Genomic DNA, 23,344 nt, shown 5'->3' with positions numbered 1-23,344 from the left:
CTGGCTGGCCCGGTGTCCGGCACCGGCGCGTTCACCGGCGCCGGCGTGCCGGCGATGCCCGGCTGCGTCGCCGGACATTTCATCGACGCGATCGACATCCCCGTCTTCGCGGTCCACGACTGCGAGGTCGCCGTCGATCCGGAAACCGGACATGTCGAGGTGCTCAGCTATCGCGTGGTGCAGGATGTCGGCCGCGCGCTCAACCCGCGCGCCATCCATGGCCAGATCCAGGGCGGTGTCGTGCAGGGGCTGGGTTATGCGTTGCACGAGGAAGTCACGATCGGCAGCAACGGTCGCGTCTGCCAGAACGGTTTCGAGACCTATCGCGTGCCGCTGGCGCTCGATGTCGTGCCGGTGGAGATCAGCCTCTACGAGGGTGCGCCGTCGATCGGACCGCTCGGCACCAAGGGTGCCGGCGAGGTGCCGATCCTGAATGTCGGAGCGGCCGTCGCATGCGCGGTTGCCAACGCCACCGGCAAGCGCATCCAGGCGCTTCCTTTGACCCCGCCACGCGTGCTCGAACTCTTGCTCGATCGCAAGCAGGATCTGACCCTTCCCCACATTGCCGATGCGTGGGCCGACAATCTGATACGTTCGCATCAGACAGCTGCCGATACGTAGCGACAAGCTGGCGGCAGGTCGGCCGCGTGCTGACATCTGCCTTCGCGATAGCATGGGAGCCGCCAGCCAGCGCAGCTTCGCTTCAGGCTCGCCGCGCCTCCGTCCAGCTCTCAACGCGGGTCGGCCGTGTCGCTAGACCCAGCCGCCGTCGACGATATGGCTCTGGTTGGTGCAGGCGCCGCTGTCATCGGCGGCGAAAAAGAGGACGACGCGGGCGATGTCGTCAGGCACGAGCTTGCGCTTGAGGCATTGGCGCTGCATCAGCTCGGCCACACCTTCGGGCGTCAACCACAGATCCTGCTGCCGCCGGGTCATGATCCACCCGGGCAGGATGGAGTTGACCCGCACGTTGTGCGGTCCGAGATCGCGGGCCAGCGCCCGGGTGAGGCCCTGAACCGCTGATTTGGCCGTGGTGTAGCAGGGCATATTGCCCTGACCGATCACCCAACTCACCGAGCCGATGTTGACGATCGAACCGCCCCCCGCCTGTTTCATGTCGGGTGCGACCGCCTGGGCGCTGAAGAACTGATGCTTCAGGTTGACGGCGATCCGCTCATCCCAGAATTCCGGCGTCACGTCCTCGATCGCGTGACGGTCGTCGCGGGCCGCGTTGTTGACCAGGATGGTGATCGGCCCGAGCGCCTCACGGATGCCGGCAACCGCGCGCCGCAGTGCGGCGATGTCGCGCAGGTCGGCGTGCTCGAAGTGCACGCGGGCATGCGCCCCCAAATCGGACAGCAGCTGCTCCGAGGACGTCACATCGATATCGATGAATCCGACCCGCGCGCCCTGGCTGATAAACTGGCGGACGATGGCCTCGCCGATGCCGGAACCGCCACCGGTTACCAGGACGGTCCGGTCCTTGAGGCTTGGATAGATGGCACCCTGCATTGGCATTCTCTCGCTTTGGCGCCTGAAGCGCGTCGGTTGCGTTGCTGCGGCTCCAGCCAAGAGCCACGGCTCCCGAGGTTCACTCGGTTGTCTCCATGTGGTTTCGGTCCACGACCCGCAGCGTCCGCCGCACCATGCCGTCGACAATCGTCGCCGACTCGCTTGGACGCACATGGATCGCGGTAGACTTGAGCAGCCACGGCAACACTGCCCGCTCGAGCCGCTCCTCATAGGCACTGCGCATCATGTCGAATGCCTGCAGGCCCGGACCCGCGAGGATGATGTGATGCGGGCGCAGCACCGATATCGTCGTGGCGACCGCATCGGCAAGCGCGTGGCCTGCCTGCCGGAATAACTGCTCGAGACGGGGATCGCCGGCGCGCGCCCGCGCGCGCAGCAGAGCCATCTGCGCCTCGGACGGCTGCTGCGACACCGCCGGCGGCAGGTCGAGAAAGGTACGCGCGTCGCGGTAGAGCGCATAGTCGGCGAGATGGGCCTCGATGCAGCCGCGCTGACCGCAGCGGCATTGCGGACCGTTCGGCGCCAGCTTGACATGGCCGATCTCACTGCCTGCACCGGCACCGTCGCGCGCTTCCCCGTCGACAACGACGCCCATGCCGACGCCGTGGCCCACCATGATCGTGGCCGTGAGGCCCTGCGCCAGCGCCGGCTCGGCGGCTGCGAGGGCCAGCGCAACCGCAACCGCATCGTTCGCCATCACGACTTCGACGCCGAATGCCTGGCGGACCGGCGTCGCCAGATCGACATCGGTGATCGACAGCGCCGGGCTCCACAGATGCCGGCCGGTGTCGGAGTCAACGATGCCCTGCAACGCAATCCCGATTCCCAACAGCCGATCTCGCGGCGTGGCCGTCGCATCAATCATGGCGTCGATCTGCGCGATCACGAGATCGCACAACGCGGCTGCATCGAGCCCGCGCGTCGTCAGCTCAAGTCGCGACTGCGCCAGGGCGGAGCCGCTGAAATCGGCGATCAATGTCTCGATCAGATTCATGCGCAGCGAGACCGCAATGACGCGGCCAAACTCGGGGTTCAGGGTCAGCAAGACCGCCGGCCGGCCGCGGCGGCGGCCGTTCAGGCCATCCGTATCCTCCTCGTCGGTATCGTCGGGCCACACCGTCGCCGTCTCTGTCACTGCTTCGCACAGCAGGTCTTCCGCCATCAGTTTCGACGTGATGGCCGATATGGCCGGGAAGCTCAGCCCCGTGCTGCGTGCGAGCTCGACGCGCGGCAATGGCCCCTGACGCCGCAAGACTTCGACGAGCCGGCCGCGATTCGATCCGCGGGCCAAACTCGAAGCGCGTCTCAGCGGTTCGGGCTGTTCATTCATATCGGCTTTTTTAATTCTCTTGGTGAAGTTATTCAACGCGAGCAACTCATATAACGCTCAAAAGGCGTCGATTGTGGCAACAATACATCACATACACACTATTCATGCTTGAAGATACGAGCAACGACATCCTTGACTGGACATTTTGTCGCGCTAATTTATTAGGTACGTGAATAAAATAAGGCGTGAAAAGCGCCGATCGTGAAATCCCCTCACCGGGGGTGTCGACAGGGAGGTGCATATGAATGACTCAATGAAACGATTGATCGTGCCGCTATTGGCGGGCGCAGCCGCGCTCGCGATGGCAACAGGGATAGCACAGGCGCAGCAGAAAAAGACCATCGCGCTGGTCACCAATGTCGCGGCCGACTTCTGGACCATCGCGGGCCGCGGGCTCGAGAAGGCGCAGAAAGAGCACCCGGAATACAATATCGAGCTGATCGTCACCAACGAAGGCACCGCGGCTGGCCAGCGGCGCGAGTTGGACGACCTGCTGGTGCGCGGCGTCGCCGGTATCTCGATCTCGGTCGACGATGCGCCGCATGCAACCGAAGAACTCAACAAGGTCGCGGCCAAGACCGTGCTGATCACGACGGACAGCGACGCGCCGCAGAGCAACCGTCTCGCCTACATCGGCACCGACAACGTCGCGGCTGGGCGGCAGGCCGGTGAGGAGATCAAGAAGGCACTGCCGAACGGCGGCAAGATCGCGCTGTTCGTCGGAACGATGGACGCCGACAACGCCCGCGAGCGCGTACAGGGCATCAAGGAATCGATCGCCGGCACCAAGGTCGAGCTGGTCGACGTGTTCACCGACCAGGTGGACTTTGCCAAGGCCAAGGCGAACATGGAGAACGTGCTCGTCAAATATCCCGACATCGCGCTGCTCTCCGGCCTGTGGAGCTACGAGACCCCGCTGATTTATGATGCGGTGAAGGCCGCGGGCAAGGCCGGCAAGGTGAAGATCGTCGGCTTCGACGAGGACCAGCGGACGCTGCGGGGCATTTCCGATGGCACGATTGAATCCACGGTCGTGCAACAGCCCTACGAGTTCGGCTATCTCTCCGCCACCAACATCATCAAGACGCTGAACGGCGACAAGTCCTGGATTCCGAAGGACAGCAAGCTGATCGTGCCGACCAAGGTGATCAGCAAGACCAACGTCGCCGAGTTCGCCGGGCAACTGAAGGAACTGCTGAAGAAGTAACTTCAGTCGGCTTCACCGCCCGGCCGCGACAGGCTGCCGGGCGGGATGCAGGAGGACAAGCCGAATGCCGGAGACGCTGCTCGAACTCAGCGGTATCAGCAAGACCTATCCCGGCGTCAGGGCGCTCGACGACGTCAATCTGCGCGTCTGCCGCGGCGAGGTGCTGGGCCTGATCGGCGAGAACGGCGCCGGCAAGTCGACGTTGATGCGCGTGCTGGCCGGCGTGATCGCGCCGAGCGCGGGCGTGATCCGCATCGGCGGCAATGACCACGCAAGGATGACGGTGAACGAGGCGACCTTGGCCGGCATCGCCTTTGTGCACCAGGAGCTGAACCTGTTCGAGAATCTCGACGTCGCGGCCAATGTCTTCATCGGGCGCGAGAGGCTCGCCGGCGGCCCGCTGAAGCTGGTGGACAACGCGGAGATGCGCGCCCGCGTGACGCCGCTGCTGCAACGGCTGGGCGCCGATTTCACGCCGAACACGCTGGTCGACAATCTGTCGATCGCGGAGCGTCAGATGGTGGAGATCGCCAAGGCGCTCTCGATCGATGCCCGGGTGATCATCATGGACGAGCCGACCTCCAGCCTGACGATTTCGGAGACGGAGCGGTTGCTCGAGGTGATCGCCGACCTGAAGGCCCACGGCATCTCGGTGATCTACATCTCTCACCGGCTGGGCGAGATCATGAGCTGCGCCGATCGCGTCGTGGTGCTGCGCGACGGGCGCACCGTGGGCGAGCTGGCGCGCGACGAGCTGAGCCATGCGGCGATGATCCGCCTGATGATCGGCCGCGACCTGAAGGCACTGTACACACCCCCGGCACGCTCGCCGCAGCCGGGCGGCTGCGATATCGCCGGCGTTGTGACGACCGCCTTTCCCGACCGGCAGATCGACCTTTCCGTGCGGCGCGGCGAGATCCTCGGCCTCGCCGGACTCGTCGGCGCCGGCCGCACCTCCCTTGCCCGCGCGGTGTTCGGCGTTGACCCGCTGCTGGGGGGCGAGATCAGGATCGACAACGAACCGGTCGGTGTCGCCTCGCCGCGCGATGCGATCCGGCAGGGAATCTACCTCGTGCCGGAGGACCGCAAGAAGTCCGGGCTGGTGCTGGAGCTGCCGATCCGGGAGAACGTGACGCTCGCGAGCCTGCTGGATCATGCGCGGATGTGGCTGGTCAACGGCGCGGCCGAACGCAGAATCGCGAAAGACCAGGCCAGGAGCCTGTCGATCAAGGCGCCGAGCATCGACATCGAAGCCGTAACGCTCTCCGGCGGCAACCAGCAGAAAGTGGTGCTGGGCAAGTGGCTCTCCATGCAGCCGCGCGTGATGTTCTTCGACGAACCGACCCGCGGCATCGATGTCGGCGCCAAAAGCGAGATCTACGCGCTGATGCGCAGCCTCGCCGACCGGGGCGTTGCGATCGTGATGATCTCCTCCGACATGGAAGAGGTCATCGGCGTCTCCGACCGCGTCGCAGTGATGCATGAAGGCAGTGTCAGCGGCGTGCTCGAGCGCGACCAGTTCAGCGAATACAACGTGTTGAGGCTGGCGGTCGGCCAGGCGCTCGAAACCCTGGAGACCGCTGCGCCATGATGAAGAAGGAACTCGGCCTGTTCTTGCTGCTGGCGGTGATCTCCGCCATCACCGGCGCGATCAATCCGGCCTTCCTGTCGTTCGTCAACTTGCTGAACATGGCCAATTTGATCGGCCTCTTCGGCGTGTTCGCACTGGGCGAAGGTCTTGTCATCATCACCGGAGGCATCGATCTTTCGCTCGGCTCGATGTTCGCACTGCTCGGCGTCGTCTTCATCGACCTTCTGACGACGTATCAGGTGCCCTGGCCGTTCGCGCTGTTGCTTGTCCTGATGGGCGGGCTGGCGCTGGGCGGCATCCAGGGTTTCCTGATCACCCGGCTGAAAATGCAGCCCTTCATCGTGACGCTGTGCGGGTTGCTGATCTATCGCGGCGCCGCGCGCTATTATACCAGCGATTCGACACGCGGCTTCGGCTATGGTGACGAGGCCAGCACGCTGGGCAACATCGCCTCCGGCAATATCGCGGGCATTCCGAACACCTTCATCTTCCTGATCATCCTGGCGCTGATCCTCGGCGTGCTGCTGCATCGTTCGGTCTACGGACGCTGGCTTTATGCCGTGGGCAAGAACGAGGAAGCGGCGCGCTTCTCCGGTATCAACACAAATATCGTGATCGCGACCGCCTATGTCATCAGCGGCGGCCTCGCCGGCGTTTCGACCGTGATGTTCGTCTTCTACACCAACTCGGTCTCTCCGAGTTCCTTCGGCAATTTCTACGAACTCTATGCGATTGCGGCTGCCGTCCTCGGCGGCTGCAGCCTGCGCGGCGGCGAAGGCTCGATTCTCGGCATCGTGCTGGGCACAGCGCTGCTGCAGGTGCTGCAGAACCTCGTGAACATCCTCGGCATTCCGAACTCCCTGAACTTCGCGGTGATGGGGACCGTGATTTTGATCGGCGTGCTGGCGGATCAGCAATTGCAGGCCCGCCGGCGGCGCAAGGCGGCGCTGGCCGGCCTCGCCCGCACGGCGCCTCGAGCAAAGGAAGCCACAATTCTGCAAAGCGCATCTGCGCACGGCGCGACGGCGTTGCCGACGAGCGCCGGCGATCAAGCGTGACTCGACTGCGAAGAACCACGATCGGGAATATGGCCGCGGCGACTTCGGTAGAGGAACAAGGGGAAGAGAGTTCAATGCGCAAGACTGATCAAGCATACGACGCTCGCGTCCACGTTGGCCCTGCACGCCGAACCCGGTGGGGCCGCGGACAGACCCTCACCACCGTCGTGAAAGGCTTTGGTGCGCGCGCAGTTTCTATCTCAAGTTGACGGGTCGATACATTGATTGACGGGGCACGTTCCAGGCCGAAGGGCTTTGGGCAGGGACGTGAGACAAAAATGGACAAAGCCGGGGACGCTGGGAGTGCAGAAAATGTTGCATAGGTCTGTAAACACCGCGCGGGCATGCGGCGTGGGGATCGCTTTGTTATCCTTGTTCGGCGGCGGCGCGCATGCGGCCGATCTCTTAACGAAAGCTCCGCCTATTCCTTACGCAGAGACCGATGATTTCTGGACGAGACCGTATCTGTTCGGCGATCTCGGCAGAACGCAACTGAAGGAGCGGGGTATCTCGCTGGCCCTGACGCTGGGCGACGAAGCCGTCGGCAATCTGTCGGGCGGAAACAAGAATGTCGGCGCCAACGCCGGACAGCTGTTCTTCCAGGCCAAGTTCGACATGGCGAAGCTTGCCGGCATCCAGGGCGGCCTGGTCGGCCTTACGCTGGTCGACCGCTTCGGCCACAATCTGAACGACGACGCAGGCATTCCGGCCTTGCAGCTGACCAACGAAGTGTTCGGCCGCGGCAATATCCTGCGCCTCACCGAACTCTACTACTCGCAGAAGCTGTTCGATGACCGCCTTGAACTCAAGGGCGGCCGTCTTCCGGTCGGCTCCGACTTCTTCTTCGGCCTGTGCGAGTTCATCAACCTGACCTTCTGCGGCGGTCAGCCCGGCAACATCCAGGGTGGCTACATCTACAACTGGCCGGTGAGCCAATGGGCCGGTGTCGCACACTACAACTTCGCCAAGGAATGGCAGCTTTCGGTCGGCGTCTACGACGCCAATCCGAACTATCTGACGACGTCGGACTCCGCGACCTACTTCCTGCCAGGCGTCCCCGGTTCGAGCCGAGCCTCCGGCGTGCTGGTGCCGGTCGAGGTGGTCTGGGCGCCGAGCGGTCCGCTGAACGGAACGTGGCGGTTCGGCGGCTGGTATGACAGCGCGTCGACGATTGACGGTGGCCTCCCCGGTATCATCGCGATCGCCCCCGGCATCGGCGGCGTCCCGGACCAGAATCTGGGCGATCAACGCGGCCGCTATGGCGTCTATGAATCAATCCTGCAGCGACTGACCGTTGAGGGTGCAAAGGCACAGGGCTGGTACATGTTCCTCAACACGACGGTCGCCGATCACCGGACGTCGTATCAGGACTACCAGGTCGCCCTGGGCTTCCGGCACACCGGAACGTTCTCCTGGCGTCCGGACGACGAAGTCGGCTTCGCGGTGGGTACGACCCACGTGAATTCGGCTGCGCTCACCCTGAATGCGGGCGGAAACGAAGTTCCGATCGAAGCCTGGTACGGCTGGCAGGCGACTGGCTGGATGAACCTCAAGTTCGACGCCCAGTACGTGATCAATCCCGGCGGGCGCGGCTATAATGCCGCCGGCATCAAGACCGAGAATGCCTGGGTCCTTGGTCTGCGCACGCTGGTGCACTTCTGAGCCGGAGGGGGGTTGCCAGCATGTCTGAGCGAGGCCCGCCATGGTAACCCCTCACGACGCCGGGCTGGCCGTCCTGGAGTTGAAGGGCATCGGCAAGGATTTCGGCGCCATTCGCGCGTTGCATGGCGTCGACCTGCGCGTTTCTCCCGGCGAGGTGGTCGGCCTGATGGGAGACAACGGTGCCGGCAAGTCGACGCTCGTCAAGATCATCGCCGGCAACTTCCCGCCAAGTCACGGCGAGATCCGCTTTGACGGCAAGCCGGTTCATTTCGCCCGGCCGATCGATGCCCGCGCGGTCGGAATCGAAGTGGTCTATCAGGACCTCGCGCTTGCGGACAATCTCACGGCAGCGGCCAATGTCTTCCTCGGCCGTGAGCTCAAGCGCAAGCTTGGTCCGTTCGCGTTTCTCGACCACAAGGCGATGGCAGCCCGCGCGCTGGAGCTGTTCGGCGAGCTGCGTTCGGAGACCCGACCGCACGATCTCGTCAAGCAGATGTCGGGCGGCCAGCGTCAGGCGGTCGCGATCGCACGGACTCGGCTGTCCAATGCCAAGCTCGTGATGATGGACGAACCGACGGCCGCGATCTCGGTCCGCCAGGTCGAGCAGGTGCTGAGCCTGATCCATCGCCTGAAGGAACAGGGCGTCGCGGTGATGCTGATCTCGCACCGCATGCCCGACGTGTTCGCGGTCTGCGACCGCGTCGTGGTGATGCGCCGCGGCGAAAAACGTGCCGACAAGGCGATCGGTGACACCAGCCCCGAGGAAGTCACCTCCCTCATCACGGGGGCGAGAGAGGCTGCGTAATGGCCACGCCCCTGGAATCTCCCATCACCTTCACCAATGTCGGCAAGACCAAATGGTGGCAGAGCGGGTTCTTTGCCTCGCAGACCGGGTACGTCCTGCTCGCGCTGGTGGCGCTGTTCGTGGTGATGAACTTCGCCAGCCCCTATTTCCTCACCGAAGGCAATATGCAGAACGTGGCGAAGAACTTTTCCTTCATCGCCATCGCCACGCTCGGCGTGACCTTCGTCATCATCACGGGCGGCATCGATCTCTCGGTGGGCTCGGTGATGTGCTTTTCCGCGATGATCACCTCGATGGTCATGACGCAAATCTCGACACCCGGCATGCCGGGCGCGGAGTGGTTCGTGCATCTGGCCGACGACGGCAAAACCGTGATCGCAAATATGCCCGGCTTGATCCTGCTCGTCTCGATCCTGGCAGGACTCGGCGTCGCGCTGATCGTCGGTCTCGTCAATGGCTTCTGCATCGCAGTGCTCGGGCTGTCGCCTTTCGTCACCACGCTCGGCATGCTTTCAATCGTGCGCGGCCTCGGTTACGTGGTCTCCAACGGCCGCGGCAGCTTTCCCAGCGGCCCCGAAGCCGATTATCTTTACGCGCTGACATCCGGCGTCGTATTCGGCATGCCGGCGCCGTTCATCTATCTCGTGGTTCTTGCGGTGGCGATGGCGATCGTGCTGCACCACACCGGTTTCGGCCGCCACGTCTTTGCCGTCGGCGGTAACGAGAAGGCGGCCGCGCTGACCGGCATTCCGGTCGTGCGGGTGAAGATCGAGATCTATGTGATCTGCGCGCTCGCCGCGGGTCTGCAGGGCATCATCATCTCGGGCTGGCTGGGATCGGCACCGGCAAACATGGCGACGTCCTACGAGCTCAACGTGATTGCAGCCGCCGTCATCGGCGGCGCCAATCTCGCCGGCGGCGCCGGCGGCCCGCTCGGGGCGATCGTCGGCTGCGTGCTGCTCGAGGTGATCCGCAACGGCCTCGTGCTCGCGCAGATCAACTCCTACTGGCAGCAGACCTTGGTCGGCGTGATCATCATCGCAGCGGTGCTGGTCGATCGTCTTCGCTCGCGCATGGCCTGAAGAGTTCGTCCTGGAGGATCGTAATGTCCGCCTATCCGCCTCCGGAAGCCGCTGATTTCAAGGGATAGGCACAAAAAATGTGGAGGGAAACAATGAAGAAGGCACTTCTTGCCGCTGCGGTCCTCGCCATGATGGCGACACCCGGCTTTGCCCAGAGCTACAAATTCGTGATCGTGCCGAAGGCGATGAACAATCCGTTCTTCGATTTCGCGCGCGACGGTTGCCAGAAGCGCGCCAAGGAACTCGGCAACATCGAATGCATCTACAAGGGTCCCGTCGAGCACGAGCCGGCGACGCAAGCGCAGATCATCCAGGATTTCATCACCCAGAAGGTGGACGGCCTGGCCATCTCGGTGGCCGATGTCGCGGCCATGACCAAGTCGATCGAGGCGGCAAATGCGGCCGGCGTTCCCGTCATCACGTTTGACGCGGACGCGCCGGGCTCGAAGCGGATTGGCTATATCGGCACCGACAACAAGGAGTTCGGCGTCGCGCTCGGCAAGCAGTTGCTGAAGCTCCGGCCCGATGGCGGCAAGTACGCGATGGTCTCCGGCGGGCCGGGTGCGAAGAACCTGGCCGAACGCGTCGATGGCGTGCGGGAAGCGCTCAAAGGCTCGAAGTGGACCGAAGTCGGGGGCTCGCCGACGTTCTGCAACGACGACCCCGCGCTGGGTGTTCAGCAGATGACCGATCTGCGCACCGCTGTTCCCGATCTCGCGGCGATCATCCCGGTCGGCGGCTGGCCGATGTTCGCCCCGGAAGGCTTCAAGGCGTTCGCCAGCAAGAGCAAGAAGGACATCGACGCCGGCAAGTTCACGCTCGTCGTGGCCGACACCCTCAAGATGCAGCTTGAACTTCTGAACGAGGGCTATGTCAACGCACTGATCGGCCAGCGTCCGTTCGAGATGGGCGAGAAAGCGATGGATACGCTGCTTGCCATCAAGAAGGGCCAGAAGGTGCCGGAGATCATCCACACCGGGCTCGACGTCGTGACAAAGGACAACGTCGGGGCGATGTTGAAGTAGGCACGGGCGCCCGATCCGGCGCCGCAGTTTCGAGGAGAAATCGCGGATGGGCTCGGAGATTCCGAGCCCTTGGTAGCCGGGGTCCGCTACATCGCCAAACCTGCCGTCGGCCGGCCTGTCTTGGTGAAGGCCCGATCTGTTGCGCCGAACCGAGGTCCGGACGTCCCGTCAGTTGCGGCACCGCCGCTCGAACTCCTCGCGCGAAAGTTTGACGGAGGGCATGCCCTTCCGGATCTTGCCGGCGCGGGGTGCGCGCCGCCAAAATATCGAAAACAACCCCATGCAAAGGAGCCGGCGGCGGCCGGCGTTCGACGAGGCCGATTGACATGTCGGGCAACTCAAGGATATATTTCCAATATTCCGAAATCATGCAGGCACCGCCTCGCCGCGCCAACGGGCCCGCCGGTTGCACTTGCGTCCGCACATCCTCCGCACACGTTGAAAGTCCACCGACAACCCGTTCGGCACGAGGCTGTCACCCGTGTCTCATGGTACGATCTGCTACCCATGTCTCCGGGCTGCACCAATGGGAAAACGGGAGACGCTGCGCTCCATCCTAGCCGGTAGTGGCCCCTTCGTTTAGGTCGCCGCGTTGTTTTGAGACAGAAGCAGAGGCCCTCGGAGTCCGGAAAACCCATTCGTCAGACAGTCTTTGATGGCTGACAAAATGGCATCTTTGTTCTCGGTACCCTTGTCCCAGACGTAGCCGTGAGCGAGACTAATCACTATGCCGCTGCTCAGATGCAGCAGGAAGCCACCGGGAATAGCTGTGATCAGCAGAACAGTGGCTCCGCTGCGCGTGAGTCCTCTCAAGGCCGGTTCAATTAAGCCCTGGAGATCGTCTTGCTCAGATTTCCTGATTAGGAAATAGGCTCGACCGAGAGCGACTAAACTCACCAACGGTGCGACTACGTTTGCGTAAACAATCCCGCTGCATTCAGTCGCCGTAGCAGACGCCACCAATTTCGCTGGGTCGTTCCAGTTGCAATAGATTGACACGCCGCAAAGGTCGCCACCCACAAGCTGAGCGACATTCACGCTATCCAGGTACTTAAAATATTCGCTGACCTGATGAACCTGATCGATTATCAGAATCGGCATGCCGCGCGCAGTGATTAGGTCTTTCCAATACTCGTTTGCCCATGTGCCAAGTTTGTCTAGCGCGCCAACGTCGGGCAACGCCGAGCTAACGGCCTTCCAACTACCGGCAAGGGTATGACCGCCATCGCATAGTCTGTGCCAACCGCCACCCACGTGAGTGCGAAGATACTCAGCGTCCATAGCCTTACTAGCGATGGTCGCGCACTGGTTACTCAGGTGGTTTGTCAGCCAATTGCTAAATTCGCTGTTGTTCTTCCAATCAAGCGCCGCCGTGTATGCCTCGCCAGCAACAGAGGCCGTTGCGCTCAATCCGCCTGCTACCGAGGTACCAATACGCTCAGAGACTAAGCGGCTTGCATCCCGCAAGCGGGATACGGCGCTCGCGGCGCGCTCACGCAAACCCTCCTTAGAATCCATATGGCCCCCGCCCCAATAATCTCAAAGTACCGTTCAATGTCAGTCAACGTTCCCGAGCGCAACCGCCCTAACTAATACCTTCGTCGAGACGCTTCGACGCGATCTTATGTCGCAAGCGCACCTCCCGGTTGATATTGGTATTCGATCAGGAAGATTTTGGGGGCCTCGAATGCGGACAGTTTCCACGGCTTTTGCTTTGCTTGCGGTGAGTGCGACTTTTGCAGCGATACCGGTTCAGGCCGGAGACAACGCCCCTAGCAGGCCAGACAGTATCACCAAGTCTGCCCGCGAGCTGATGCCTTCAATGCCATCCGTCTGATTGCCGTCAATACCAGACTTATCCCTTCCCGATCTGTCCGATCCAACCGGGAGACTGATGGCTGAGTTTAGTTCGTTCACGCAACAGGTCGGGGACGCTTTGCCCCTACTCGAACAGATGGGTTACGAGGTGACGACGTTTAAAGCCACGTGGGGCATTCCACCTAAAGCGCGGTTGCGGTTGAAGTCTAACGGCAGCACCGACCCGCAGATGGTGAGCGCTATTGCCGCAAAGGCTCCGAACAATAGCATATTAGTATCTACTCTGATTTCCAGTGCGGTGACCGCTAAGCGCATTCAGAGCAGCATGAAATTGGGGGCTGCCGTTCTTGATGTAGACTTCGCCGTCCCGCCGCGCGTGAATATGAAGTTCGTCAACTCGAAGGACATTATCAAAGACTATGCCCGCGACTTGGATGACTTGGAGGTTGTCTGTAAGAACTAGGGGGTTCGTCACTGCGTTCGCGCGTCGTCCGAACAGCTTCCGGCTTGCCGCCCTGGTAGCAAGCAGTAGAATGCCTATTCTTATTACTTCTTTCCGAACATCCTTGCCCACCCCAACGAATCTTCGAGCGAATATTTTCTAAGTTTACATCTGCATCCTTGCGGTTTGGCTTTGTCTGATTGACTGGCTCCTCTACCCAAAGAACCTTTTCGGTGGTGCGATCTATTGTAATCGTCGTGCGAAAGCAGCCGAGATCGCCGGGATCGTCTTGGGCAATAATCTGGTTGGTAGACCATCGGACCAATGGAATAGAATTTGGGCCGTCGATCCTGCCTATCTGGCGCGGACCAATCTGATTCACTTGAGCGATGAAACATTCCCTGAGTTCGGCCCAACAACTAAGTCCATAGGTGTTGTTCTGATACGCCATTCCGTTGCCCACCATCGATCCCGAGACCGACACGAACCCGCCTTCGATTGTGCGACTATCGTAGAAGCTCTTGGGCGCGAAGACGATCTCGTCTTGCCCGGTGGCATTTCGTGTTTGCAGGGAGATGAGCACGAGAGCACCGCCCAACGCTCCGACGATTAAACCAACAGCGAAGTACAAGAATTTGCCCATTCCCTTGCCCGTTCAGCCACAGGTTGCTCTACCTTTTGTGATACACGCTTGACTTGCTTAGAACGGAATGAGAACTTTGCCCAGGGATTTCGGGGGAAATCAAACGCCGTAAATGCGCTACGGTTGCTTTGGGTATTGTTCATTTTGACATTGGTCGGTGGATGTTCTCCGGGCTTTTCGAGCGAGGACATCGAAGCCATGAAGAAAACTATCAAGCAGGAGTTTGAAAAGCGCGACGGCATTGCTGTCGTTGACGTAGTGATGATTAAAGAGAGCGCAGCGAAGGCGACCGACTTCGTCAAGCTGAGCGTTCCGCTCTTCGGTGGGGTAACGAAGGCATGCTCTGCCACTATGGGCGAAGGCTCTCAATACATTTGGAGGTGCGAGTGAAAGGCCGCGCCGAGCGCCAATGATGAAATTCATCCTAGGCTTTTCGGACTCGCGCTTCCAATTAGGTAGCCTAGCCGCCTTTACCTGCAAATGCAGCTCAGAGAGAACGGCGTCGATATCACGCGCCTTTCCACACGCCGCATTCAGGACCTAACCGACTATTGCATCTCGGAGACCAAGCGTCTTTGGCAGCCGTCGGAGACGCTTTGGAAGTCGCGCATTCCTGCCGCAATCGATGGTCAGGCAGTCATGATTGTCGACGCCATCGCTGAGGGCACCGCTCCCGCCGACGTGGTCGGACCGAAACTGCGAGCCCTAGAGGCTGAACGGCTATCGCTCGAAGAGCAGCTCGCCGCTGCGGAGGATAAGGCTAAAACGGTCGCGCTCCACCCGGCAGCGATCCGGAACTATCTGGCGGATGTTGAGGCTCTAAGATCGGTACTCGATGACGAGGAGGCCACCGAACGGCCGGAACTGATCGCGCCCCTACGACGGCTGCTTCACGGCGTTGTGGTGCACGCTGAGCCGGGGATGAAAGGTCCGTTCGACGTCGAGATCAAGGGCAGGTTGCAGCAGCTGCTGGGCGCTCCGTTCTTAAGACGTTCCCTGGGTGGGGGACCGTTGGTAGCGGGAGACCGCTACATCGCGAAACCCACTATTTCGGAGCCAGTGTTTTCTTATCGACGCGCAGTGGAGCTGGCTTAACGGCGAGGTAACCGCCGGCCGCCCCGTCTGCTCATCCAGCGAAAACGACGACCATGATCGAGCCCCAGGTCGTCAGCAGAATGTTCGAGATCGGATAGGCGGGCGTATAACCAAGCACCACCACGGAGCTGCCCGAGCGCTCCTGAATGGCAGCCATCGCGGCCGTTACCGTCTGTGCTCCAGTCAATGCGCCGAGCAAGAGGATCGGGTTCATGCGCAGCACGAAATGGCCGAAGCAGAAGCCGACGATCTGCGGCAACAGGGTGACGATCATGCCGCCCAGCAACAGGCCGATGCCCGACTCCCGTATCGCGGAAAGGAAGATCGGCCCGGCATGAATCCCGGTCAGGCCGACAAAGGCAGCCAATCCAAGCGACGTCATCAGGCTGATGGCGCCGTCGGGAATCCGGCCAAAATACGGCAGACGGGTGCGGAGATAGCCGACCAGAAGTCCGGCGAGCAGCGTACCGACGCTGGTGCTCAGCGAGATGGTGATACCGCCAACCGAGAAGCTCACGAGAACGCCAACGAGGCCGCCGAGGAAAATCGCGAGCCCCAGCACCACGAAATCGATGCTGGTGCTCGGCGCAACAATGACGCCGATGCTCTTGGCCGCATTCTGGACCACTGTTTCAGGACCAACGATGCGAAGCAGATCGCCGCGCTGCAGGATCACGCCGGCGGCGATAGGGAGTGCTTCACCACCCCGGCTCAACGAGCGCAAATAGAGGCCGCGGGTCCAGTCCTGTTCCGACGCCCGCTCGAGACTGGTGCCCGCGAGCGTCGGGTTGATCAGGAACACGTCGGCCGAGATCAGGGGAATATCGAGCAACTCCCGGTCTTCGACCTCCTCGCCGCGCGGTTCGATCAGCTGTACGATGATCTGACGCGGTGCGGACAGCGCGATCACATCGCCTGCCGCGAGCATCGTTTCAGGCTCGGCTTCGAGAATGCGTTCTCCGCGGCGAATGCGGTGAATGAACACGCGCTGCCCGGGCACGCGAGCTTCGGCGGCGGCAACCGTCAGTCCGGTGATCGCCGCGTGATCATCCAGCCGGTAGGCACGTAGCTCGAATTTGCGCCAGGCGGACGCCAGGCCCGGCTTGGCGCGCGTGATGCCCAAGGCCTGTTCCAGCTTGAGCGCCTCCGTCTTCAGGTCGATCTTCAGCAGCGTCGGGACGACGATGGTGCAGAATGTGATCACGCCGGCATAGCCGAAGATGTAGCAGACCGCATCGGCCACCGCGATGTGCGAGACAAACAACGCGCGCTGTGCTTCGGACACCGGCAGCGAATTGACCGCGTCGGTTGCGGTTCCCATCGCAGCGCTCTGGCTCAGGGCGCCTGACATCAGCCCGGCCGCAAAGCCGGGGTCAAGTCGCAGCACGCGAGCCACGGCGATCGCCGCCGCAAGGCCGGTGAGGCTCACGACTACGGCCATCAGCATCGGCTTCAGCCCGTCACGCTTCATCGCCAGCACGAATTGCGGACCGACCGAATAGCCCACTCCGAACAGAAACAGCAGGAACAGGAACGATTTGGTCATGCTGGAGACGGGCACATGTGCGAAATCGCCGACCGCCAGTCCGGCGAAGAGCGCACCCGTCACGGGGCCAAGGCTGAAGGCGCCGATCCTGAAGCTTCCGATCCAGTAGCCCGCCGCGATCACCAGGAACAGCGCTAGCTCCGGATAACGGACCAGAAACTGCTGCAGCCAAATCAACATCGTGCTGGCCGCGGCTATGTCATCATCATCACCAGCACCATGCCCCAGATCGTCAGCAGCGTGTTTCCGACCGCGTAGGTGACGGTATAGCCGAGGCCGGGAATCTGGCTCTTCGCGCGGTCGTTGATCATGCCCAGCGAGGCGGTCGTCGTGCGCGCCCCTGAGCAGCATCCGAGCAGGATCGCGTCGTGGAAGCGGAACAGGTATTTGCCCACGAACATCGCCAGGATCAGCGGCACGGTGGTCACCAGGACGCCCCAGAGGAACAGGCTGAAGCCGAGCTTTTGCAATCCGGCGACAAATCCCGGTCCCGAGGAGATGCCGACCACGGCAATGAAGACGTTCAGGCCGACCGAGTTCATGAACCACACGGTGGGTGACGGGATGCGGCCGAAGGTCGGGTGTACGGATCTGAGCCAGCCAAAGAACAGACCGGAGATCAGCGCGCCACCTGAGGTAGACAGGGTGAGCGGCACGCTTCCGATTTTGTAAACGAAGGCGCCGACAAGGGCGCCGATCGCGATGGCTGCGCCGATGAACGCGACGTCAGCAATGTCGGTCGCACGATCCGGCCGGCCCAGCATTGTTGTGGCGGCGGCGACATCGGGCGTGCGGCCCACCAGGGTGACGATGTCGCCCCGATTTATCTTCGTGTTCGGCAGGATCGGAATCTCGGTCGCGATCGCGCCTCGGGTGATCCTGCGCAGGAATACGCCGCGGGCGCCCGGTGCTTTCGCCAGTTCCTCCAGCGTCTTGCCATCGACGTCCTTGCTGGTCACGTAAACGTCGACGCCCTCGATCGGCACCGCCAGCAGCTCACGATCGTCAACTTCCTCTGCCTGCTCGCCGATCAGCTGCACGAGCACGTCGCGGCGACCGGCTACGGCGACGACATCGCCGGCATGAATCACGGTGTCGGAAGTCGCCTCCGTGATCTTCCCGGCTTGCCGAAGCCGGAGGACGAAGATGCGCTGGTCGGGAAGCAGCGCCTCCGCCTGCCCGACCGTCTTGCCGGCGACGGGCCCGCGCTCATGAACGCGGTAGGCGCGCACATCGAACTGGTGCCAGGCCGTTCCCGGGCCGCCCAGCTGCTTCTTGCCGCCATGCTCTTCCTCATACTTCTTGCATGCGGTCTCGAGATCGATCCCGAGCAGCGCCGGCCCGAGCAGGGCCAGGACGATCGCCGACCCAACCGTGCCGAAAATATAGGTCACGGCATAGGCGACCGGCATGGCATCGAGCAGCTTCTTGGCTTCGTCTGCGGGCAGACCAAGGCGATTGATCGCGTCGGTTGCGAGCCCCATCGACGCGGAGATCGTCTGCGAACCGGCATAGAGCCCGATGGCCGATCCAACGTCGTAGCCGGCGACCTTCGCGCCGAGATAAGCGGACAGAAGACAGAAGACGCAGACCACGGCCGCGAAAATTGCCTGCGGTACGCCGTCCTGCGCGATGCCGCGCACGAATTGCGGTCCGACGCCATAACCGATCGCAAACAGGAACATCAGAAAGAAGAACGGCTTCAGCGGACCTGAAATGGTGATTCCGATCTGGCCGATGATGACCGCGGCGACCAGCGTCGCGGTGACCGCGCCGAGACCGAGGCCCTTATACGTGAATGATCCGAAATAGTAGCCCAGGGCCAGCGAGAGGAAGATCGCGATTTCGGGATAGGTGCGGAGCGTCTGGAAGAGCCAATCGATCATGACATCACCCGTTCATGCTGTCCCGGGGCTTCGGCATACGCCCGCTTCGATCTCGCGCAGGTGGCCGAAAAAGGGCGAGCAACTGTATCGGTCGACATCAGATGGCGGTTGACGAGGGGGATATTGATCTATGTCAACCGCAACGGCGAGAGCTTCGCGATTTCATCGCTTTGCCGGCACCGCGTGCGTCGAGCGCACGCTGCATCGTGACGCGGCTCTCCGTCGCTGCGGTCGTGCCTGCGCGAGACCGTTGACATAGATCAAGGCTCCTCACCGGCTCCCGATCATGCTGCGCACGATTGCGCAGGCAGCAGAGCCTGTCGCTTCCGTTCCAACAGCTTGCATCGCTCCGGGAGTATCAAATGGCCGATCTTCTGACCTTAAAGAAATTCGAGGCGTTGAGCCCCTTCGAGATCAAGGACGAGCTGATCAACCTCGCCAAGAGCAATTCGAAGCGGAGTCAGATGCCCTTCCTGAACGCCGGGCGGGGCAATCCGAACTGGGTGGCCACGACGCCGCGCGAAGGCTTCTTCCTGCTGGGGCAGTTCGCCATCACCGAGAGCAAGCGGGCGATGGAGCATCCGGCGGGCATCGGCGGCATGCCTCAGGCAAACGGCATCGCCGGGCGATTCGAGGCCTGGCTCAAACAGCACAAGGACATGCCCGGCGCGAGCTTCCTGACCGAGATGCTGCCCTTTGCGGTCAAGAAATTCGGCTTCGAGCCCGACGCCTTCGTTCACGAGCTGGTCGATTCGATCATCGGCGACAACTACCCGGTGCCGGACCGCATGCTGGTGCACAACGAGAAGATCGTGCACGAATACCTGATGTGGGCCGTTTGCGGCGAGCCCCGGCCGGCCGGAAAGTTCGACATCTATGCGGTCGAAGGCGGCACGGCGGCGATGTGCTACCTCTTCAAGTCGTTGAAGGCCAATCGGCTGCTGGTGCCGGGCGATACGATTGCCCTGGCCACTCCGATTTTCACGCCCTACATCGAGATGACGCACCTTGAAGACTACGACCTGAAGGTCGTTCAGATCAGGGCGCCGCAGGAAAACAAGTTCCAGTTCACCGACGAGGAAATCAAGAAGCTGGAGGATCCGAAGGTCAAGGCCTTCTTCGTCGTCAATCCGTCCAACCCTCCGGGGATGGCGTTGAGCAAGGAGACGATTGCCAAGTTGGCCAATCTGGTCAAGACCAAGCGGCCCGACCTGATGATCCTCACCGACGACGTCTACGGAACTTTCGTGCACGACTTCCGTTCGCTGCTCGGCGAGCTGCCGCACAACACCATCGGTGTCTACTCCTATTCGAAATATTTCGGCTGCACCGGATGGCGGTTAGGGGCCATCGCGATCCACGAAGACAACATCTTCGACAAGAAGATCGCCAATCTTCCGGACGAGGCCGTCAAGGCTCTCGACAAGCGCTACGGGCCGCTCACGCTTGAACCGCGCAAGCTCAAGCTGATCGACCGCATCGTCGCCGACAGCCGCGACGTGGCACTCAATCACACTGCGGGATTGTCGTTGCCGCAGCAGGTGATGATGAGCCTGTTCTCGCTCGCCGAAATGTTGGACGTGAAGAAGGCCTATCAGGCCGCTTGCATGGAAATCGTCAACAAGCGCCTGTGGTCGCTGCTCGATGGGCTCGGGCTTGCCGACAAGCTGACCCCGAATCCGAACTACGATGCCTACTACGGCCTCATCGATTTCGAGTTTTGGGCCCGGAAGAACATCGGCGACGATGCGGTTGAACACCTGAAGAAGAATGTCCACCCGCTGGATCTCGCGTTCAGGCTGGCCGAAGCCCACGGGATCGTGCTGTTGAACGGCGGCGGCTTCGACGCGCCCGAATGGTCGCTTCGCGTGTCGCTCGCGAACCTCCCCGACGATGTCTACGACGATATCGGACGAGGCGTTCGGACGATCGCCAGAGGCTATCGCGATGCCTACGAGGCAGCGAAGGGCGCAGCCGCAAGGCGTTGACAACGCTGATCGGCCCCGGTGACATCGGGCTGGCCCCGATGCGCCGTCTCCATGCCCGGGCGGCGGGTTCGGCCGCCCGGTTCTATCTAGCGCACCTTCGATACGCGCGTTCGTGGTGGATGAAGGATGGTGTCGATTGGAACGACGGCACGCATCGCGCCGAACGTCCTTTTATCGAGCGATCCGCACCGTCACTGACAAACAAGTACCGGGGTCTTCGCTTGCGTCAGCACCTTGTTTGTCACACTGCCGATCAGAAGCATGGAAAGCCCGCTGCGTCCGTGCGATGACATGACAATGAGTTCGCAGCCTTTGTCCGCGGCTGCTGCGACAATGGCCTGATGGGGGTGCCCGCTCTCCACCTGGCTTGTCTCGCAAGCAACACCGGCGTCCCTCGCCGCGCGTGCCGCGCGATCCAGCGCGCTGGTGGCCTCTTCCTTGCGTATCTCGGCATATTTTGAGAGCAGTTCCCGGTAGCGCCCTCCAACTTCCGAGATGGGTTCCACGACGAAGATGACCGATACCTTGGCACCGAGGGATTTCGCTAACGCCACTCCGTGCGTCACCCCGTGCTCCGCGAGTTCCGACCCGTCTGTCGGAATGAGAATATGCCGGTACATGCTTCCACCTCCCGCTCATCTGGATGACTTACGCTGCCTGCCGAATGCGAGCTGAGCGTTCGCTTCGGATCCGGTCTTGAGATAGATCAATCCATCGTTCGGCGCGCCGCGAGCCGGATGTCTCATCATCAGGCGGCGCTTAGGACGCACCTCGCGCCTGTGGCTCACCGCAGCGAAATCGTAAGGCCGCCGAGATTGGCCGCAAATTCCAGCCCTGCTTTCGGCCCCTTGAGCATCAGCACGACGCCGTGTTCATTTCGCAGGCTTACCCCGCCTACGCCCCCGGCCCATGCGCCGCCTCCTCCGACCAGCGAATAGCTGCCGGCGAAATCGTTGACATCTTTGATACCCGAGGCAGTACCTTCCAGCCAGTTCACGGACGTGCCCGCGGTTACGCCGACACTGAAGCCGGACGCGATGAACCGGTAGTGCCGCCCGCGGTAGATGAGCGTGCCGCTGCCTCCGCCGCCCCCCACGATGAGAGCCGCCTTCACGAACTTGACCTGGACGTGGCCGGTGGCCTGCGCGAAACATGGCGCGACCAACAGAACCAGCGGGACGAACGCCAGTATGACGGGACGGATCATGCCTCGCATAACTGCAGCCCCTCTTCGCTCAGGGATTTGTCGGATCCACTTTCTTCCAGGTGTGATCCGGATCGAAAACGATCATGCGCTTGGCGAGGAAATCGGTACGTGAGCCGAGATCCTTTTGATAGACAGTGCCTGCGTGATTAACCAGGAACGTCATGACGCCGGAATTGGCGTATTCGGCGGGATAGGCGACCAGCGCAAATCCGCCGATCATCTTGCCCTTCACGACATAGTTCAGCGCGCCGCCCGGGGCGTCGGACCCCTGCGCCTTCAGGATCCGATAGTAGTATCCGTGGTACGGCATGCTCTGCTCGCCGACCTTGTAGCCCTCCGCAGCGGCTTGCGCTGCCAGCTCACCGAGCGGGCTCGGGTCCTTGTCGTCGCGCCAGAACAATCCGTCGGTTTTGCCCGGTTGGCTGACGATGCGCTGGGCATAGGCGCCCGCGCCCTCGCCGCGATCCTTCTCGGCGTATTCATTCTGCGCATCGACATAGGCAAGACAGGTCTGGATCGCAGCAAGCTCGTTGCGGCCGATCCTGCGGTAGAGGATCTCGCGACGTCCCGCAGCCGCGTCGAAGCTCCAGCCGTCGTTGGCGTTGACGAGAGGAATCGGGAACGGGAAATCGTCCGTCCCCAAGATCAGCGTGGCTTTCTTGTTGCCGTCGGCCCTGATCGAATGCTTGGCGTCGTAGGCCGACAGGAAGCTCTGTCGCGCGTTTTCGTCAGCGACGTCGTCGCCCGATGCGATGATATCGGCAGCGTCGCGGCCCAGCACTTTTAGCATGGCCCGGCTCGTGCCGGCCTTGACAGCGGTTGCCAGGGCAGACGCCGCGTCTTCAGGGTTGGGGAAGCCCTGCTGGGCACGAGCCGGAGACAGCAGCACGGCGAGCGCCGTTGCTGCAGCCATGCTGATGGAAGCAATACGATCCAATCGCGAGGAGCCTGTCATCGTGATGCCTCCGACGGAGATGGAATCTTTGCGCCGGCGGCAAGCCAGTCGTGATAGCTGCGGAACTTGATCCCAAGCCGGTCGTAATAGACCCTGAGATAGCCGTCGGCGCCGCGCGTCACCGCCTCTGGCATGACTTGCTCGACCTCCTGCGCCATCACGCCGACATAGGCCTTGCTGCTGCCGAGATAGCTGAAGCGATAGTAGCCGAGGCCGTTGGCAAGATGCCCAAGCAGTTCGATATCGTGCTTGAGCGCGATGTCGGAGCGCCGTCCACCGCCGCCGCCACCACGGAAGCCGCCACCTCCACCACCACCGCGGAAACCGCCTCCGCCGCCGCCCCCGGCGAATCCTCCGCCACCGCGCCCGGCGAAACTTGCGCCGCCGCCGCGCGGCATGCTGGCCATACTCGATCGCCCGCGCGCCGATGCCGCCGAAGCTGCCCGTCCGGACGACACGTTCATGGCGCCG

Annotated in this window: 22 protein-coding genes; 12 read left to right on the top strand and 10 right to left on the bottom strand. The window is 62.1% G+C overall.

The features are described from left to right. On the top strand, positions 1-621 hold a 621-nt coding region (locus H8B02_RS28915; protein ID WP_229169364.1), incomplete at its 5' end, for a molybdopterin cofactor-binding domain-containing protein. A 132-nt stretch (positions 622-753) separates the two neighbouring features. On the opposite strand, the gene H8B02_RS28910 is transcribed toward H8B02_RS28915, so the two are convergent. Together H8B02_RS28910 and H8B02_RS28905 are read right to left on the bottom strand one after the other, a co-directional pair. After that, positions 754-1,512: an SDR family NAD(P)-dependent oxidoreductase gene (locus H8B02_RS28910; protein WP_092124364.1), complete on the bottom strand. Its 759-nt coding sequence runs from the start codon at positions 1,510-1,512 to the stop codon at positions 754-756. 79 nt (positions 1,513-1,591) lie between these two features. Next, on the bottom strand, positions 1,592-2,863 hold the full coding sequence (locus H8B02_RS28905) for an ROK family protein (protein ID WP_229169363.1): 1,272 nt from the start codon (positions 2,861-2,863) through the stop codon (positions 1,592-1,594). Between the two features lie 241 nt (positions 2,864-3,104). On the opposite strand from H8B02_RS28905, the gene H8B02_RS28900 reads away from it, so the two are divergent. The 7 genes from H8B02_RS28900 (at position 3,105) to H8B02_RS28870 (ending at position 11,293) form a co-directional block, all read left to right on the top strand. Then, positions 3,105-4,070: a sugar-binding protein gene (locus H8B02_RS28900; RefSeq protein WP_229169362.1), complete on the top strand. Its 966-nt coding sequence runs from the start codon at positions 3,105-3,107 to the stop codon at positions 4,068-4,070. Positions 4,071-4,134: 64 nt separating this feature from the next. Further along, on the top strand, positions 4,135-5,661 hold the full coding sequence (locus H8B02_RS28895; RefSeq protein WP_229169361.1) for a sugar ABC transporter ATP-binding protein: 1,527 nt from the start codon (positions 4,135-4,137) through the stop codon (positions 5,659-5,661). Next, entirely contained in the window at positions 5,658-6,719 is a 1,062-nt protein-coding gene (locus H8B02_RS28890) for an ABC transporter permease (protein WP_229169360.1), read from the top strand. The genes H8B02_RS28895 and H8B02_RS28890 overlap by 4 nt, the downstream gene beginning before the upstream one ends. Before the next feature lie 312 nt (positions 6,720-7,031). After that, on the top strand, positions 7,032-8,381 hold the full coding sequence (locus H8B02_RS28885) for a carbohydrate porin (protein WP_229169359.1): 1,350 nt from the start codon (positions 7,032-7,034) through the stop codon (positions 8,379-8,381). Between the two features lie 40 nt (positions 8,382-8,421). Continuing rightward, positions 8,422-9,186: an ATP-binding cassette domain-containing protein gene (locus H8B02_RS28880; protein WP_229169358.1), complete on the top strand. Its 765-nt coding sequence runs from the start codon at positions 8,422-8,424 to the stop codon at positions 9,184-9,186. Next, entirely contained in the window at positions 9,186-10,268 is a 1,083-nt protein-coding gene (locus H8B02_RS28875) for an ABC transporter permease (RefSeq protein ID WP_207835398.1), read from the top strand. The genes H8B02_RS28880 and H8B02_RS28875 overlap by 1 nt, the downstream gene beginning before the upstream one ends. Positions 10,269-10,360: 92 nt before the next feature. Continuing rightward, positions 10,361-11,293 (top strand): sugar-binding protein, encoded by a 933-nt coding sequence (locus H8B02_RS28870; RefSeq protein ID WP_229169357.1) that lies wholly within the window; start codon positions 10,361-10,363, stop codon positions 11,291-11,293. A 579-nt stretch (positions 11,294-11,872) separates the two neighbouring features. On the opposite strand, the gene H8B02_RS28865 is transcribed toward H8B02_RS28870, so the two are convergent. Continuing rightward, positions 11,873-12,811, bottom strand: a complete 939-nt coding sequence (locus tag H8B02_RS28865) for a hypothetical protein (protein ID WP_229169356.1) — start codon at positions 12,809-12,811, stop codon at positions 11,873-11,875. 376 nt (positions 12,812-13,187) lie between these two features. Here H8B02_RS28865 and H8B02_RS28860 point away from each other — a divergent pair, with 376 nt between their 5' ends. Continuing rightward, positions 13,188-13,574 (top strand): hypothetical protein, encoded by a 387-nt coding sequence (locus H8B02_RS28860; protein ID WP_229169355.1) that lies wholly within the window; start codon positions 13,188-13,190, stop codon positions 13,572-13,574. Here the strand turns inward: H8B02_RS28860 and H8B02_RS28855 are convergent. After that, positions 13,522-14,196, bottom strand: coding sequence for a hypothetical protein (locus H8B02_RS28855; RefSeq protein ID WP_229169354.1), 675 nt, complete (start codon positions 14,194-14,196; stop codon positions 13,522-13,524). The two genes, H8B02_RS28860 and H8B02_RS28855, sit on opposite strands and share 53 nt — an antisense overlap. A gap of 198 nt (positions 14,197-14,394) precedes the next feature. Between H8B02_RS28855 and H8B02_RS28850 the strand changes: the two genes are divergently transcribed. Further along, positions 14,395-14,586: a hypothetical protein gene (locus H8B02_RS28850; RefSeq protein WP_229169353.1), complete on the top strand. Its 192-nt coding sequence runs from the start codon at positions 14,395-14,397 to the stop codon at positions 14,584-14,586. Positions 14,587-14,676: 90 nt separating this feature from the next. Further along, a complete protein-coding gene (locus tag H8B02_RS28845; protein ID WP_229169352.1) occupies positions 14,677-15,291 on the top strand; it encodes a hypothetical protein in 615 nt (204 codons plus the stop codon). A 31-nt stretch (positions 15,292-15,322) separates the two neighbouring features. Here the strand turns inward: H8B02_RS28845 and aspT (H8B02_RS28840) are convergent, their stop codons facing one another. After that, on the bottom strand, positions 15,323-17,017 hold the full coding sequence (aspT, locus tag H8B02_RS28840; protein WP_229169351.1) for an aspartate-alanine antiporter: 1,695 nt from the start codon (positions 17,015-17,017) through the stop codon (positions 15,323-15,325). Between the two features lie 14 nt (positions 17,018-17,031). Continuing rightward, positions 17,032-18,723, bottom strand: a complete 1,692-nt coding sequence (gene aspT / locus H8B02_RS28835) for an aspartate-alanine antiporter (protein ID WP_229169350.1) — start codon at positions 18,721-18,723, stop codon at positions 17,032-17,034. 362 nt (positions 18,724-19,085) lie between these two features. Between aspT (H8B02_RS28835) and aspD the strand changes: the two genes are divergently transcribed. After that, positions 19,086-20,711: an aspartate 4-decarboxylase gene (gene aspD, locus H8B02_RS28830; protein ID WP_229169349.1), complete on the top strand. Its 1,626-nt coding sequence runs from the start codon at positions 19,086-19,088 to the stop codon at positions 20,709-20,711. Positions 20,712-20,902: 191 nt separating this feature from the next. Here aspD and H8B02_RS28825 read toward each other — a convergent pair whose 3' ends face one another. The 4 genes from H8B02_RS28825 to H8B02_RS28810 form a co-directional block, all read right to left on the bottom strand. Continuing rightward, a complete protein-coding gene (locus tag H8B02_RS28825; protein WP_229169348.1) occupies positions 20,903-21,331 on the bottom strand; it encodes a universal stress protein in 429 nt (142 codons plus the stop codon). A gap of 164 nt (positions 21,332-21,495) precedes the next feature. After that, positions 21,496-21,918: a hypothetical protein gene (locus H8B02_RS28820; RefSeq protein WP_229169347.1), complete on the bottom strand. Its 423-nt coding sequence runs from the start codon at positions 21,916-21,918 to the stop codon at positions 21,496-21,498. Positions 21,919-21,946: 28 nt separating this feature from the next. After that, positions 21,947-22,831, bottom strand: coding sequence for a DUF2950 domain-containing protein (locus H8B02_RS28815; RefSeq protein ID WP_229169346.1), 885 nt, complete (start codon positions 22,829-22,831; stop codon positions 21,947-21,949). Positions 22,832-22,869: 38 nt separating this feature from the next. After that, positions 22,870-23,344, bottom strand: a 475-nt coding sequence (locus H8B02_RS28810; protein WP_229169345.1) for a tail fiber domain-containing protein, incomplete at its 5' end; no start/stop codon positions are given.

This window comes from Bradyrhizobium altum, assembly GCF_020889705.1.
In the GTDB taxonomy this organism is placed as follows: domain Bacteria; phylum Pseudomonadota; class Alphaproteobacteria; order Rhizobiales; family Xanthobacteraceae; genus Bradyrhizobium; species Bradyrhizobium altum.
Note: the sequence above shows the minus strand (reverse complement) of the source record. Positions and strands in the feature narration are given on the sequence as shown.

What these genes read in the sequence shown, in the direction of transcription:
- H8B02_RS28850 (WP_229169353.1), top strand. Translation starts at nt 14,395, where the DNA reads ATGAAGAAAACTATCAAGCAGGAGTTTGAAAAGCGCGACGGCATTGCT.
- H8B02_RS28860 (WP_229169355.1), top strand. Translation starts at nt 13,188, where the DNA reads ATGGCTGAGTTTAGTTCGTTCACGCAACAGGTCGGGGACGCTTTGCCC.
- H8B02_RS28870 (WP_229169357.1), top strand. Translation starts at nt 10,361, where the DNA reads ATGAAGAAGGCACTTCTTGCCGCTGCGGTCCTCGCCATGATGGCGACA.
- aspT (WP_229169351.1), bottom strand. Translation starts at nt 17,017, where the DNA reads ATGTTGATTTGGCTGCAGCAGTTTCTGGTCCGTTATCCGGAGCTAGCG.
- H8B02_RS28880 (WP_229169358.1), top strand. Translation starts at nt 8,422, where the DNA reads ATGGTAACCCCTCACGACGCCGGGCTGGCCGTCCTGGAGTTGAAGGGC.
- H8B02_RS28825 (WP_229169348.1), bottom strand. Translation starts at nt 21,331, where the DNA reads ATGTACCGGCATATTCTCATTCCGACAGACGGGTCGGAACTCGCGGAG.
- H8B02_RS28845 (WP_229169352.1), top strand. Translation starts at nt 14,677, where the DNA reads ATGCAGCTCAGAGAGAACGGCGTCGATATCACGCGCCTTTCCACACGC.
- H8B02_RS28865 (WP_229169356.1), bottom strand. Translation starts at nt 12,811, where the DNA reads ATGGATTCTAAGGAGGGTTTGCGTGAGCGCGCCGCGAGCGCCGTATCC.
- H8B02_RS28900 (WP_229169362.1), top strand. Translation starts at nt 3,105, where the DNA reads ATGAATGACTCAATGAAACGATTGATCGTGCCGCTATTGGCGGGCGCA.
- H8B02_RS28815 (WP_229169346.1), bottom strand. Translation starts at nt 22,831, where the DNA reads ATGGCTGCAGCAACGGCGCTCGCCGTGCTGCTGTCTCCGGCTCGTGCC.
- H8B02_RS28910 (WP_092124364.1), bottom strand. Translation starts at nt 1,512, where the DNA reads ATGCAGGGTGCCATCTATCCAAGCCTCAAGGACCGGACCGTCCTGGTA.
- H8B02_RS28905 (WP_229169363.1), bottom strand. Translation starts at nt 2,863, where the DNA reads ATGAATGAACAGCCCGAACCGCTGAGACGCGCTTCGAGTTTGGCCCGC.
- H8B02_RS28820 (WP_229169347.1), bottom strand. Translation starts at nt 21,918, where the DNA reads ATGATCCGTCCCGTCATACTGGCGTTCGTCCCGCTGGTTCTGTTGGTC.
- H8B02_RS28875 (WP_207835398.1), top strand. Translation starts at nt 9,186, where the DNA reads ATGGCCACGCCCCTGGAATCTCCCATCACCTTCACCAATGTCGGCAAG.
- H8B02_RS28895 (WP_229169361.1), top strand. Translation starts at nt 4,135, where the DNA reads ATGCCGGAGACGCTGCTCGAACTCAGCGGTATCAGCAAGACCTATCCC.
- aspT (WP_229169350.1), bottom strand. Translation starts at nt 18,723, where the DNA reads ATGATCGATTGGCTCTTCCAGACGCTCCGCACCTATCCCGAAATCGCG.
- aspD (WP_229169349.1), top strand. Translation starts at nt 19,086, where the DNA reads ATGGCCGATCTTCTGACCTTAAAGAAATTCGAGGCGTTGAGCCCCTTC.
- H8B02_RS28890 (WP_229169360.1), top strand. Translation starts at nt 5,658, where the DNA reads ATGATGAAGAAGGAACTCGGCCTGTTCTTGCTGCTGGCGGTGATCTCC.
- H8B02_RS28855 (WP_229169354.1), bottom strand. Translation starts at nt 14,196, where the DNA reads ATGGGCAAATTCTTGTACTTCGCTGTTGGTTTAATCGTCGGAGCGTTG.
- H8B02_RS28885 (WP_229169359.1), top strand. Translation starts at nt 7,032, where the DNA reads ATGTTGCATAGGTCTGTAAACACCGCGCGGGCATGCGGCGTGGGGATC.